This window comes from Acholeplasma hippikon (genome assembly GCF_900660755.1).
GTDB lineage: Bacteria > Bacillota_I > Bacilli_A > Acholeplasmatales > Acholeplasmataceae > Acholeplasma > Acholeplasma hippikon.
Window position 1 is genome coordinate 345,268 of the sequence record NZ_LR215050.1, and the last position, 13,134, is coordinate 358,401.

The window sequence follows — 13,134 nt, forward strand, 5'->3', positions numbered from 1 at the left end:
CAAGATGAAAAAAATATCATTTATTATACTCACATGCATATTATTACTTACAGCATGTACAAATAAAAAAGAAGAAATTAAACTCACAGTTTCAAACAATCAATTAAATGTAACTGTTGGTATAGGGGTTATGCTACCTTATGAAATTTCAGGAGCAAATTACCATGATATAACTTTTATATATGATGCTAGTAAAATTAGTGTCATTGATCATTTAGTTGTCGAGGCTTTAACCTTTGGATATCATGATATCAAATTAAAGATTGGTGATTTTGATGAGGTTATTACTGTTTATGCAACAACTGGAAAATGGCAGCAAATTTTTAATGACTCCACAGTAATCCCTCAATTAACAGATGATTTTAATTATGATATACAAGCATCATATGCAATGATTGAGTTTAACAATATTCACTTGAATGACTATCTTCAAGTCCTTGATAATTTAAAACGCATAGAAGTTGGTTTTTCTATATACTATGAAACAAATATAAATGAAAAAAGAGTGTTGTTTCAAGAAACTAACAATTTAAAGATTTATATTATATTTCAAGAAATTTCAAACCCGAATTCATTAGAATTAGTTCTATATTTTAAAGAACATTTTGATTTTGAATTTGAGGTTAGAAATAATTTTATGGTTTATTTTAATGGAGAAAATACTAATCAAATCGAGATTTCACCTTTTTTAGATGAACCAATTAGTATTGAAGAAACATTGTTAAACAATGGATTTATAAAAATTAGCGAATTTATTTATTATCATGAAGAAGCATTTATAACGATAACAATTAATGATAATCAACTTGATATTTGGGTAGATGAAATGTCTAAAACTTGGAAAAATATTCAAAGTTATTTTAAAAAAACTTATGAAATTAACCTAGCTAACTTTGAAGGCTTTGATAGAATCATCATTGAATCAAATCCTGAAAGTTATACGAAATATACATACAAACTTTTCGGTATAGAGGATGTTCAAAAAGAACTAAACGCATTTATTGAAAGAATGTCTATCTTAGGTTATGAACTAACAAACACAAGCGATAGTCATCAAGGTACACTTATTAACTATGATTTTGAACATATCATTATAGGGTATCATGAATCTCATGGAGACAGTTCAGCAATTGACATCTTAATCACAATTTTGCCTTATTAAATAAATGTGTTTTATTAAAATCTCCGACTTAAATATAGTATAATCTATTCTAAGAATAGGGGAGATTTTTTTGTACAGATTAAAGTACTCTGAAGAGTGGGAAATCAAGCAGTATAGTAATCAAGCAAATATTGTCTATTTAAGTTCGATCGTTTTAACAACGATTATCTTACTTATATTGACGTTTTCAAAGGACATATTCTTAATCGTAGCTTCTTCATTTACGTTAATTACGGGAATAATTACGTATGCTTTAAATAGAAAACAAAAGTATGCACTTGCATCTACAGTGTTTATCTTAACGATTAGTATAAATGCACTCTTTCATCATCTATATTTAGGATTTGAATCAGGGTTTGTATTTTATGTCTTTAATATTTGCGCATTAATTATTTTTACAAAATGGGAAGATAAAACTAAACAAATTTGGATTATGATAGAAGTAGCCATTTTTTTAGTTGCATCTTTATATGTATTAATTGAAGGTATTTTAATTCCAGGTGTAATGTTAAATCAAAACTGGTTTATATTTTATTTCTCAATTAATTTAGTGATGAATGTTATTGGTGTTGCAAACTCAGCTAATTTTTATGTAAAAATTAGTAAGAATGCACATCAGAAATTAGTTGAATTAGCATCAACAGACAGTCTAACAGGATTAGCAAATAGAACAAGTTTTGAGTATAAATTTAGTCTTATTGCTAAGAATAGAAGTGAAGGTGTTGGTATCTTGATGATTGACGTTGATAATTTTAAACAAATCAATGATCAATATGGTCATACTGTTGGTGATGAAATTTTAGTTAAAATTGGATCGCTTTTAAAAAAATACGAAAATAATGAATGTTTCCCATCTAGAATTGGTGGCGAAGAATTTACAGTATTGATCCATACGAACTCTGCTGAAACAGTTTATAAATATGCGGAATCTATTAGAAAAACAATACAGTCAAATAAGTTTAATTTAAACATTCCGGTAACTATTTCAGTTGGTGCAGTATTCAAACCGAAGGATTTATTTAAAGACATCAACTTGTTTTCTGAAGCTGATAATTTACTATATAACGCAAAAAATGACGGCAAAAACAAAGTGAAATTCAAAAAATTTACAGTAACGGATATAACATGAAAAAACAAAAAGAAGTAAAGATAAGACACTTTATTATTGGAAGAATTGCTAAACCATTCGTAATAATTGTGTTAAAAATTAAATATAAATATCATTATAGAAACCACAAGGAACTTAAAAATAAAGGTCCTTTTTTGGTTTTAGGTAATCACACAGTACCGGTTGACCCAATTTTAATGGGGTTGAATTTCCCATTTCATTTATACTATTTCGCAACAGAACAAATCTTTAATTTAGGATTATTATCTAAATTATTAATATTTGCGGTTAATCCAATTAAAAAATCAAAATCATTATCTGATTTATCTGCAATTAGAAAAGCGAAGAAAATTGTACAAGAAGGCGGTTCTGTTGCAGTATTCCCAGAAGGGAATGTAACTTATGATGGACAAACAAGTCATATCAATCCAAGTATCGTTAAACTCGTTAGATTGTTACGTATTCCGGTAATTTTTTATAAAACTAAAGGGTTTTACTTATCTAACCCAAGATGGACTTTAAAAGTAAAAAGAGGTTATACCGAAAGTTATATAGAAAATATTTTATACCCTAATGACTATGAAAAAATGGATGATGATGAACTATACGAAGTTATTAAAAAATCATTATATGTAAATGCATATGAAGATCAATTCCTTCAAACATATGAATACAAAGGTATAAAACTTGCACTTGGCTTAGAACGATTAATTTTCATTGATTTTACAAACGATACACCATTCGTCACTTATACAAAGAAAAATAAATTATTATCTAAATCAAGTGATTTATGTTTAACTTATCAATCAAATGGATTTATTAAGTATAATGAGAATACGACTAATTTGATTGAGTTAAATCAAGAAGTTATCAAGAGTTATTTAAGATTCCTAAAACAAACGAAGGAAGATTTTATAACACTTGATCGTGCAAAGGTGTATGATTTTAGAGAAAAAAGACGAAAAAGATTAAATAATCATATTGTTCATCTGTATAAACATAAGTTACTATTAATTTCTAAGAAAGAGATAGAACTAACATTTAATCAAATTATTAATCTTGCGATTCAAGGAAAACGAAAACTAATTATTTATACAAAAGATAAAAATTATCTGCTGACTTTCAATAAGAATGTGAGTCCATATAAATACTTATTAACATATCAAAATTATCTAAGTCAAAAAGAGGGAAGAGAAAATGGAGAATTTTATAAATTCGGATTACAGTAGTTGGAGTCTAGTTGTTGAATTTGGTATTATCGCTTTTACACTAATTCTCGGTAATATACTGAGAAGAAAAGTTAAATTTTTAAGAGATATGTTATTTCCAACTTCAATTATTGCAGGTTTTATTGGATTATTTTTAAAATTTTTAATTTATCAATTTGATATTAAGATTTCTGGCCAACATATCCTTACCAATGGATTACTTGAGGCAATCACATATCATACAATTGCATTAGGATTTATTGCAATGGGGTTAAAATCTGTTAAACAGGAATCAACCAATAAATTAAAAGGGAGACCATTTAAAACAGGACTTTTAATTGTCAATACATATCTACTTCAAGGTATTATTGGGATTTTAATAACTGTTGGATTCTCATTAATATATAGTAATATTGCACCTTATGGTGGCTTACTATTACCAATGGGATTTGGTCAGGGCCCTGGACAAGCAAATAATATTGGCTTAATTTTTGAGTCAAATGGCTTTATTAATGGTCAAACATTTGGTTTAGCAATAGCAACCCTTGGTACGCTTTGGGCATGTGTAGCGGGTATTTTCTATATTAACCGTCGCGCCAAAGAAGGTAAATTAAAGAGAAGTTCTGAAGAAAAAGTTCAAGTACTTAAAAATTCGGATATTGAATCATCAGATGAAATTCCGGTAAGTGAAGCAATTGATAAGATGAGTATCCAATTGATCTTCGTCATGGCTGTATATGCAATGACATTTATCTTTATTAATTTCATCACAAATTTAATTGGACCTTCGTCTGATATCAGTAGATTAATTTGGGGATTCAACTTTATTTTTGGTATGTTATTTGCGATGGTATTTAAATCCATCTTAAATTTCTTAAGAAAAACAAGATTAATGAAACGTAAATATACGAATGAATATTTATTAAATCGTATTACAGGTGTTGTATTTGACTTTATGATTGTTGCATCTATTATGTCAATAAAATTAGAGACATTTAATGATACTGGGTTATGGGTTACATTACTTGTAATGACCACAGTTTGTGGTTTAATAACTTATTTCTATTTATTATTTGTAACAAAAAGAGTTTATCCAGATTATCAAAATCAAGCTTTCGCTTCATTGTTTGGTAATTTAACTGGAACGGCTTCAAATGGTATTGCGTTACTTAGAGAAATAGACCCAAATTTTGAAACACCGGCAGCAGATGATTTAGTAACAGGTTCATCAACAGCTATTATGTTTGGTGCACCAATCTTATTAATCACTGCAGTGATATATAGACCAGAATGGTATTGGTTATGGGGATCAGTACTACTAATGATGATTTTCTTTGCAATTTTCAATTACTTCATGTTAAGAAAAGATAAAGTTAAATAATTAACAATAATAAGGGGTAAGTATGAAAGTAAATAAAGGTGAAGTTAATAGAGAATTAGCATTGACTGGGAGGCTTATTCAAACATTTGTACCATCATTCAGTCAAAATAAACTACCGATTGCTAGATCATTAATGAATTTAATTAAAGGGAGTTGTAAAGTAGATTTATCATATGAACAAATCTATATTAAACGTGAGGACGGTACTGACTTAAGAGTATGTATTTATAAACCAAATACAATGAATGAACCATTGCCAGTTGTCGTGTGGATGCACGGTGGTGGCTATGGATTAGGTATTCCAGAACAAAATGAAAAGTTCTTTAAGCGCATGATTGATGAAACAAATGTAGTCATAGTTTCACCTGATTACACATTATCATTTGAAAAACCTTATCCTGCAGCGATCAATGATTGTTATTTAGCTTTAAAATTTACTAAAGATAATGCCTCTCTACTAAATATTAAACCTAATCAAATTATGATTGGTGGAGAATCAGCTGGTGGTGGGTTAACTGCTGCACTAAGTATTATCGCAAGAGATAAAAAAGAAGTTAATATTTCTTTTCAAATGCCGCTTTATCCAATGCTTGATGATCGAATGATTTTCCCTTCAACAATTGATAATAATGATCCAGTATGGGATTCTAAATCAAATAAAGAAGCTTGGAAAGTTTATTTAGGAGACTTATTTGGAACTGATGATGTTCCACCGTATGCAAGTCCGATGCGTGAAATTGATTTTTCTAATTTACCACCTACATTAACATATGTAGGGTCTTTAGAAGTTTTTAAAGATGAAACAATGGATTATGTTGATAAATTACTTAAATCTTCAAATGAAGTATATTTTCAACTTTATGAGGGTTGTTATCACTCGTTTGATATGTTAAACTCTAATACGGTTATTGCAAATGAAGCCTTCACGTTTTTATTTACAACATTAAGGTATGCAATTAAAAATTATTTTAAAGAAAACTAGGTTGTTATATGAATATGATTAAATTTAATCCATCAATAGAATTTGTAGGAAAAACAATTAGAGAATATCTGCAAAGTTTATTTGTTGGGAAAGCAGTTATTTATAAATATTCTTCAAATAAATGGATATTTGTAAATGATAAAAATGTAAATTCAGAGTATCGTTTAAAAGAAGATGATCAAATTGAAATTTTACTTGAAGAAAAAGATACTACTTATTTTACAAATGAACCAATCACAATCATCTATGAAGATGATGATATCGTATTAGTTGAAAAACCAATTGATTTATTAGTTCATACGGATGGTAATGAATATGATACTTTAACTGATCGTGTAGGAAACTACTATCAAGAAAAAGGTTATAAACATCCTGTATTACCTGCACATCGAATTGATAAAGATACATCAGGTATGGTTTTATTTGCTAAACATTTTGTTGCACTCGCATATTTTTCTAATCTCTTTGAAAATAATAGTATCCATAAAATTTACCGCTGTATTGTTGAAGGTAGAATGGAAAATAAAGAAGGAAAAATTGCTTCTAAATTATTATTTGATAATAAACAAAATAAAATGGTTATTTCTAAATACGGTAAAGAAGCAGAATCTAAATATGTTGTTGTTAGAAATTTACTAGATGAAACAGTTTTAGATGTGTCAATTAAAAGTGGACGTACACATCAAATTCGTGTACATTTAGCTTCAATTGGTCATCCTGTTGTAGGTGATAAGATTTATGGACACGAAAAAATAAGGTTGATGCTGCACTTTAGAAAAATTGGCTTTAAACATTTTAGAGATGGTAAAATGTTATTCTTTGAATCTAAATCAGATTTCTAAAAAAAACCAGACATAGGAAACTATTTAATTAAAACGGACAATAATAAAAAAAACCTAGAGTTATATGCAAACGGAACTGACCAATAGAAATGGAACTTTATAAAAAAAGTTATAATCGGTTTAATTTTCTAAACTCCACAGGAGATAGATAACCTAATTTTGCTTGTATTCGTGTTTCATTGTAATATTTTATATATTCTATCACAGTTTGTGCTACAATTTCATTAGAACTTTTGAGATGGGGTTCTAAATAGAATGTTTCATGCTTTAGGTTGCTATGAAAACATTCGATAGAGGCATTATCAGCAGGTGTTCCTTTACGGGACATACTCATGGTAATGCCTTTTTGTTTTACGTTTTCTTGAAATGCATCCGATGTGTATACGGATCCCTGATCACTATGAAGTATACAGTCATCCGTTAACGTTGGTATTTGTCTTAGTGTTTCTAAAACTAAATGAACGTCCTGTTTGTCATCTATTTTATAAGCTATAATCTCCCCATTATATAAATCAATAATGGTTGATAGATACTGCATTTTACTTCCGAATGGTAAATATGTAATATCTGTTACTAATTTTTCTAGCGGTCTTTTTGCGGTAAAATCGCGGTTTAGAATGTTATCCACCACATTTAATGGTTGGCCTGTTTTCTTACGTTTCATTGGTTTCACCTTACACTGTAAATTGTATCTTTGCATCACCTTTTGAACTGTATTTTTACTTGTTTTTGTCGTTTTAAGTAATTTGCTATGTATCTTTCGATAACCATACTTGTATTTGTATAGCTGACATAAACGCGTTATTTCATCTTTCAGTTTGTGTTCAGGTCTCTCGTTAGGTGATACTTTAAGCCATCTGTAGTAATTACTTTTAGATACTCCTAAAACTGATAATATGGTTGTAACTGATAGCCTCTCTTTATAAGAGTCTACGAGTTCTAAGATTATTTTCCTATCGGCCTGCCCTTCATTTTTATATACTTTTTTAAGATGTCATTTTGAATCTCAAGTTGTTTAATACGCTCTTCATCAGATGTTGCTTTTGGTCCATGGCCATAACTATATTGTTTCCCAATCGGTTGTTTTAACCTTTGTAAATCACCATTTTTAAACCAATACCACCAAGTGTATACTTGGCTTTCGCTTTTTATACCTAATTTCTCCATGATCTCTTTTACTGGCACGCCAGCTGATTTCATTTCGATTGCTTTGAGTTTAATCTCTTCTGCGTAAAATTTGTTTTTCTCTTTCATAAATAAAATGCCTCCATTCATTTCATCTTACAATGATTTGAATAGAAGCATTCTTTTTTTATTGTGTCCCATTATATTGGGTCAGTTCCAACTAATGCATGTAGCTCCATTTTTTGTTTAAGATAGTTTTTAAAGGAGGAAAGAAAATGAGAGAAAGAAAAACAATCAAACATAGACAATATACAATTGAAGAAAAAAATGAAATGGTAATTAATTATCTAACTGGTAAATCAAGTGGTTATACTACTTTAGCAAAACAATTAGATGTAGATTCATCTGTGGTTCGAAGATGGGTTAAACAATATCAAACATTTGGAACAACAGTAGATAGACGTGGTATAGCAACCAAAGAAACAACACCAAACAAAGGTAGACCTAAACAACCAATCAAGTATGAAGATATGAGTAAAGAATAATTAATTGAAGAGTTAAAGGTATATGAAGATATAAAAAAGCAGATAGCTTACTTAAGGAATCAAAAGAAAAGTATCAAATAATTGATAAATTAAAGTGTAGGTATTCAATCAAGAATTTATGCCAAAGGTTAAAGTGTTCACGAAGCGGTTATTATGATTGGATCGCCCTAGGTAAGCCAAAATATAAATCCTACAATGAAGCAATAAACAAAACTATATTAGACCAATATTTTAAGGATAAAAGACAAGGAATCGAGCGGCTCCAAATGAATATAAAAAAAGTACACGGCCTCATCCTGACAAGATATTCCGTGTACCGTTATATGAGACTGAATCAAGTTCAGTCAATCATTAGGAAGAAAAAGTTTAGATGGGGCGCTAGACCACACATCAAGATACCTAATCTCCTCAAGAGAGATTTTACCACAGAACGCCCAAATGAAAAATGGAGTATAGATATTAGTTATCTTTTCTGTAAAGAGCGCATACTCTATCTATGTGCAATAAAAGATATGTATGACAAAAGTATAGTAAGTTATAAAATATCTAGATTTATGAGCCATGATTTCGTGTTAAATACAGTAAAAATGGCGATTAGTGATGTCCCGCAGCATCAAAGATTAGGATTAATTATTCACTCTAATCAAGGGGCACAATTCACATCACAAGTGTATTCAAATTTATTAAAAGAAAATAACATTAAACAGAGTGCATCATTTAAAGGAAGCTGTGTGGATAATAGTCCAATAGAATCTTGGTTTAGTTCATTAAAGAGTGAATGTGCGTATTTGAACGATAAAATGAGCGAATCTGAAATGATTTTAAAAGTTGAGGATTATATTAAGTATTACAATGAAGAAAGATTACAAAAGAAAATAAAAGAGCTCGCTCCGATTCAATATCGAAAACAAGCTCTCTCTAGGTTTTTTATTTAATTGTCCGTTTTAAGGGAACTAACTCTAGATCTGGTTTTATTTTTTATTAATAAACTCATTAAGCTCGTTTAATTCTTTTTCTGTTAAATAGCGCCAATAACCTTCAGGTAAGTCATTTAAATGGATCGTCATAATACGATCACGACGTAAAACTTCAACATGATACCCTAAAGCCTCACACATGCGTCGAATTTGACGATTTAAGCCTTGTTTCAAGGTGATCCTGAATGAATACTCATCCACTTGTATAATTTCACATGGGAGGGTTCTTTGATTCTTATGTTGAACAGGATTATAGATAATCACACCTGATTCCATTTGAGTAACAAAGTCTTTTGTAATTTTTTTATCTACTTTAACAAAATATTCCTTATCATGTCCATTTTCAACACGTAAGATCTTATTCACAATATCTCCATCATTTGAAAGTAGAATAAGCCCACTTGAATCTTTATCTAAACGACCGACTGGAAAAATCTTTTCTTTATAATTCATAAATGTAATCATATTACCCTTAATTGCAGTGTCCGTTGTAGAAATAATTCCAATTGGTTTATGAAGTGCAATATATACTTTGTCTTGTTTAGGAGAGATTACTTTATTATCAACCATCACAATATCATCAGGATATATACGCGTGCCGACTTCAGCAATCTTCCCATTGACTTTAACTCTTTTTACTTCAATCATTTTATCTGCTTCTCGGCGGGATGCAACACCAGCATCAGAAATATATTTATTTAATCTAATGGTTTCACGTTCTTCATGATTAAGTTTTAAAGAGCCTTCATTTTTAATTTTATATTGTTTTGCAAAATTCATAAAATTACCTCGCAAATTATTTTACCTTTTATTCATGTTTTATTCAATAATAAGTATTTAAAATAGCATGAAATAGACATTTATCAAATAATCATGATTAAAAATCTTTACAAGTTAACATCTTTACGATAAGATAATAACGGCACATTAAAAAGGAGAGAAAAATATGCATAAAAACGCTAATCCAGCACCATTAGGCTTACTAGGATTTGGTATGACAACAATCTTACTAAACCTTCATAATGCAGGTATCACTGAGTTAAACTTAACAATCATTGCAATGGGTATCGCATTAGGTGGACTTGCGCAAGTTATCGCAGGAATCTTAGAATTCAAAGCTAACAATACATTTGGTGGAACAGCATTTACAGCATACGGACTATTCTGGTTATCATTAGTTATGATTTGGGTAATGCCATATGAATATGAAAGTTTTATCTCAGTAAATAAAACTGACATGGGATTCTACCTTCTATTATGGGGAATCTTCACATTCTTTATGACAATCGGCACATTAAAACAATCTACAACTAATAAACTAGTATTTGGATCACTAACTTTATTATTCATCCTTCTTTCAATTGGTGATTTTGCTAATAGCTCAATTATCACTAATATTGCAGGATTTGAAGGTATTGTTTGTGGTTTATTAGCAATGTATGGTGCAGTTGCACAAGTTGTAAATGAACAATTAGGAAAACAAGTTTTACCATTATAAGAAATCAAGCTTAATGCTTGATTTTTTTATTATAACTTTACTTGCAAATATATTTACTTTCAGTATAATATTTTTGGAAAGTTGGCGAGATTATGAAAAAATATAGTGAAATTCTTTTAAGAGCTATTCTAGCTGGTTTAATGATCGGGTTAGCTGGAACAGTTTATTTAGCATTAAAAAATACAAATGCAATCGTTGGAGCCTTTTTATTTAGTTTTGGACTACTTACAATTTGTGCATTAGATTATAAACTATACACAGGCAGAGTTGCATATATTATTGATAATAAACCTGATTATTTAATTGATATCTTATTAATTATTTTAGGAAATTTAATGGGGACAGTAGTAGTTGCTTTAATTGTTAAATTATCTGGATATACTTCAATTATTAACACAGCTAAACATGTTGCGGATGTTAAACTAGATAAAACGTACATTCAAATGTTTGCTCAAGCAATTTTATGCGGGATTATGATGTATCTTGGCGTTGAAGGCTTTAAACGCTTTAAGAATGAATTTGCAAAAGTACTAGCAGTTATATTTGCTGTTGCAATCTTTATTCTAGCTGGGTTTGAACATAGTGTAGCAAATATGTACTATTTTGCTGCTGCAGGATACGTAAGCTTTGATGTTGTAATCGCACTGATTGTGATGATTTTAGGTAATGGTGTTGGGGCAATCATCTTTAATTTCATTGAAAAAATAGCCCATACAAAATAAAAGACTTCGATTGAAGTCTTTTTTTATTTTAAATAATTGCTAAAAATATGAAGAATTTCATCGAATGGTATTTCACCTTCTAACGATAGATAAAAAGTACTATTTTTATGTTTAATTTGAGGTATTGATTCTGCTAATTTAGGATCAAATCCACCGTAAATGCCAATATGTGTTTTAAATGCACCAATATAGATTCTTTTCTTATGATAAAAATATCCAATCATCTGATAAGAATATCGATAAGTGATATCAGGAAAATGATTTAAAATAAGTGAATGTATTGCTTTTAATCTGGAACTTGTGTTCTCATCGAATGAATAAATATATTCATCAACTGTCATTTTTTCTCCTTTGATAACTTGCATGGAAGTAGAAGATACACGCAAGTGCGATGACATAACTCAACCATATGACAACAGCATCTTGACCTAATACATATGGATTTGTGTCAAATCCTTTAATATCGTTAATACCAATCCATAAGTCTGAGAAAATAAATACGATATATCCGACTAATAAAACTTTGTATAACTTATCTTGTTTTAAATTAGCAATGGCATAAGTTAGGTTTAACCCTAACCCAAAACAATATACTAATGCAAGGATTGATAATAATAAATTATCCGTGTTAAAGATGGTAACAAACCATAATAAAATTAGAGAAGCTGCAACCAATAAAAATACTTTGTAAAAACGTTTCATACTTATATTATCATGATGCTGGCATAAACTAATAAACCATAAGATATTACCGATAAAAAATCCTAACATGCCAAACGGCATTCTAAATCCAGTTAAATTTAACTTTTCTAATAACGGGCGGAATGCACTTGCTAAAAACATATCTCCAATTAAACAAAAAACACCACCTAATATAATTAATATTTTATGTGAAGTTTTCTTATCGTGATCTTTCACATAGACAATAGAATAGAAAATTAGCATCAATTGTAAAATATAGCCTTGGGTGGCATTTAAACCAATCCATTCAAAAATTCTAAGAATAAAATAAATTCCCACAGCCATGATTGGAACGAATATCCCATTTTTCTTTAAGTCCATCTTATCCCTCTCTTTTATATAATTATACATATTATATGCTATATTTATTTTGATATTCAAATATTACGCTATAATTAAGCTATAGAAGGTGATAAAATGAAAAAAGATTTATCCAAATTAACTGAACTTCAAAGAAAGGTTACACAAGAAAACTTTACTGAAAGACCATTTCACAATGAATATAATGATCATTTTGAAAAAGGATTATACGTTGATATAGTGGATGGAACTCCTTTATTCTTATCAATTGATAAGTTTGATGCAGGATGTGGATGGCCATCTTTTAGTAAACCAATCGAAAGTTCTAAAGTTATTGAGAAGAGAGATTTATCACATGGAATGATTAGAACTGAAATAAGCAGTAAAGAAGCCGATAGTCATTTAGGACATGTTTTCCCGGATGGACCACAAAGACTTGGTGGATTAAGATACTGTATTAACTCCGCTTCATTGAGATTTATACCTTATGAAAAGTTAGTTGAAGAGGGTTATGCTGATTGTGTAAAATATTTTGAATAAAAA

Annotated in this window: 14 protein-coding genes and 1 pseudogene; 11 read left to right on the forward strand and 4 right to left on the reverse strand. The window is 29.4% G+C overall.

Features of this window, described 5'->3' with window-relative positions; genetic code table 11:
* Positions 1-4 precede the first annotated feature (4 nt).
* The 6 genes from EXC59_RS01690 to EXC59_RS01715 all read left to right on the forward strand — a co-directional run bounded on the left by EXC59_RS01690 (position 5) and on the right by EXC59_RS01715 (position 6,683).
* Positions 5-1,162 (forward strand): hypothetical protein, encoded by a 1,158-nt coding sequence (locus EXC59_RS01690; protein WP_035369767.1) that lies wholly within the window; start codon positions 5-7, stop codon positions 1,160-1,162.
* 70 nt (positions 1,163-1,232) lie between these two features.
* Complete coding sequence (locus EXC59_RS01695) at positions 1,233-2,291, forward strand: GGDEF domain-containing protein (protein ID WP_162164063.1); 1,059 nt, start codon at positions 1,233-1,235, stop codon at positions 2,289-2,291.
* Positions 2,288-3,499, forward strand: coding sequence for a lysophospholipid acyltransferase family protein (locus tag EXC59_RS01700; protein WP_035369772.1), 1,212 nt, complete (start codon positions 2,288-2,290; stop codon positions 3,497-3,499). The genes EXC59_RS01695 and EXC59_RS01700 overlap by 4 nt, the downstream gene beginning before the upstream one ends.
* The gene (locus tag EXC59_RS01705; RefSeq protein WP_035369774.1) at positions 3,468-4,859 is read left to right on the forward strand and encodes a sodium/glutamate symporter; all 1,392 of its coding nucleotides are present in this window, start codon (positions 3,468-3,470) and stop codon (positions 4,857-4,859) included. The genes EXC59_RS01700 and EXC59_RS01705 overlap by 32 nt, the downstream gene beginning before the upstream one ends.
* Positions 4,860-4,881: 22 nt before the next feature.
* On the forward strand, positions 4,882-5,841 hold the full coding sequence (locus tag EXC59_RS01710; RefSeq protein ID WP_035369776.1) for an alpha/beta hydrolase: 960 nt from the start codon (positions 4,882-4,884) through the stop codon (positions 5,839-5,841).
* Between the two features lie 8 nt (positions 5,842-5,849).
* Positions 5,850-6,683 carry an RluA family pseudouridine synthase gene (locus EXC59_RS01715; RefSeq protein WP_035369778.1) on the forward strand — a complete coding sequence of 278 codons (834 nt, stop codon included), beginning with the start codon at positions 5,850-5,852 and terminating at the stop codon, positions 6,681-6,683.
* Positions 6,684-6,792: 109 nt separating this feature from the next.
* Here the strand turns inward: EXC59_RS01715 and EXC59_RS01720 are convergent.
* Positions 6,793-7,937 (reverse strand): IS3 family transposase gene (locus EXC59_RS01720; protein ID WP_408608868.1). Its coding sequence is split into 2 segments (ribosomal slippage): positions 6,793-7,637 and positions 7,637-7,937, totalling 1,146 coding nucleotides; the frame shifts between segments, so codons are not numbered across the junction.
* Positions 7,938-8,083: 146 nt separating this feature from the next.
* Between EXC59_RS01720 and EXC59_RS01725 the strand changes: the two genes are divergently transcribed.
* Positions 8,084-8,353 carry a transposase gene (locus EXC59_RS01725; protein ID WP_129614235.1) on the forward strand — a complete coding sequence of 90 codons (270 nt, stop codon included), beginning with the start codon at positions 8,084-8,086 and terminating at the stop codon, positions 8,351-8,353.
* A 44-nt stretch (positions 8,354-8,397) separates the two neighbouring features.
* Positions 8,398-9,288 (forward strand): annotated as a pseudogene (locus tag EXC59_RS01730) (IS3 family transposase); the annotation flags it as partial.
* 36 nt (positions 9,289-9,324) lie between these two features.
* Here the strand turns inward: EXC59_RS01730 and EXC59_RS01735 are convergent.
* Complete coding sequence (locus tag EXC59_RS01735) at positions 9,325-10,110, reverse strand: pseudouridine synthase (protein ID WP_051659050.1); 786 nt, start codon at positions 10,108-10,110, stop codon at positions 9,325-9,327.
* A 166-nt stretch (positions 10,111-10,276) separates the two neighbouring features.
* Between EXC59_RS01735 and EXC59_RS01740 the strand changes: the two genes are divergently transcribed.
* Complete coding sequence (locus EXC59_RS01740) at positions 10,277-10,828, forward strand: acetate uptake transporter (RefSeq protein ID WP_035369597.1); 552 nt, start codon at positions 10,277-10,279, stop codon at positions 10,826-10,828.
* Positions 10,829-10,920: 92 nt separating this feature from the next.
* Positions 10,921-11,550 carry a formate/nitrite transporter family protein gene (locus EXC59_RS01745; RefSeq protein WP_051659049.1) on the forward strand — a complete coding sequence of 210 codons (630 nt, stop codon included), beginning with the start codon at positions 10,921-10,923 and terminating at the stop codon, positions 11,548-11,550.
* Positions 11,551-11,573: 23 nt separating this feature from the next.
* Here EXC59_RS01745 and EXC59_RS07065 read toward each other — a convergent pair whose 3' ends face one another.
* Together EXC59_RS07065 and EXC59_RS01755 are read right to left on the reverse strand one after the other, a co-directional pair.
* Positions 11,574-11,891, reverse strand: coding sequence for a DUF1801 domain-containing protein (locus tag EXC59_RS07065; RefSeq protein WP_162164048.1), 318 nt, complete (start codon positions 11,889-11,891; stop codon positions 11,574-11,576).
* Complete coding sequence (locus tag EXC59_RS01755; protein ID WP_162164047.1) at positions 11,881-12,612, reverse strand: lysoplasmalogenase family protein; 732 nt, start codon at positions 12,610-12,612, stop codon at positions 11,881-11,883. The genes EXC59_RS07065 and EXC59_RS01755 overlap by 11 nt, the downstream gene beginning before the upstream one ends.
* Before the next feature lie 81 nt (positions 12,613-12,693).
* Here EXC59_RS01755 and msrB point away from each other — a divergent pair, with 81 nt between their 5' ends.
* Positions 12,694-13,131 carry a peptide-methionine (R)-S-oxide reductase MsrB gene (gene msrB / locus EXC59_RS01760; RefSeq protein ID WP_408608874.1) on the forward strand — a complete coding sequence of 146 codons (438 nt, stop codon included), beginning with the start codon at positions 12,694-12,696 and terminating at the stop codon, positions 13,129-13,131.
* Positions 13,132-13,134: the final 3 nt, after the last annotated feature.

Bases quoted from the DNA above. Each gene is read 5' to 3' on its own strand.
- EXC59_RS01710 (WP_035369776.1), top strand. From the start codon at position 4,882: ATGAAAGTAAATAAAGGTGAAGTTAATAGAGAATTAGCATTGACTGGG.
- EXC59_RS07065 (WP_162164048.1), bottom strand. From the start codon at position 11,891: ATGACAGTTGATGAATATATTTATTCATTCGATGAGAACACAAGTTCC.
- EXC59_RS01755 (WP_162164047.1), bottom strand. From the start codon at position 12,612: ATGGACTTAAAGAAAAATGGGATATTCGTTCCAATCATGGCTGTGGGA.
- EXC59_RS01725 (WP_129614235.1), top strand. From the start codon at position 8,084: ATGAGAGAAAGAAAAACAATCAAACATAGACAATATACAATTGAAGAA.
- EXC59_RS01690 (WP_035369767.1), top strand. From the start codon at position 5: ATGAAAAAAATATCATTTATTATACTCACATGCATATTATTACTTACA.
- EXC59_RS01700 (WP_035369772.1), top strand. From the start codon at position 2,288: ATGAAAAAACAAAAAGAAGTAAAGATAAGACACTTTATTATTGGAAGA.
- EXC59_RS01715 (WP_035369778.1), top strand. From the start codon at position 5,850: ATGAATATGATTAAATTTAATCCATCAATAGAATTTGTAGGAAAAACA.
- EXC59_RS01705 (WP_035369774.1), top strand. From the start codon at position 3,468: ATGGAGAATTTTATAAATTCGGATTACAGTAGTTGGAGTCTAGTTGTT.
- EXC59_RS01745 (WP_051659049.1), top strand. From the start codon at position 10,921: ATGAAAAAATATAGTGAAATTCTTTTAAGAGCTATTCTAGCTGGTTTA.
- EXC59_RS01740 (WP_035369597.1), top strand. From the start codon at position 10,277: ATGCATAAAAACGCTAATCCAGCACCATTAGGCTTACTAGGATTTGGT.
- EXC59_RS01735 (WP_051659050.1), bottom strand. From the start codon at position 10,110: ATGAATTTTGCAAAACAATATAAAATTAAAAATGAAGGCTCTTTAAAA.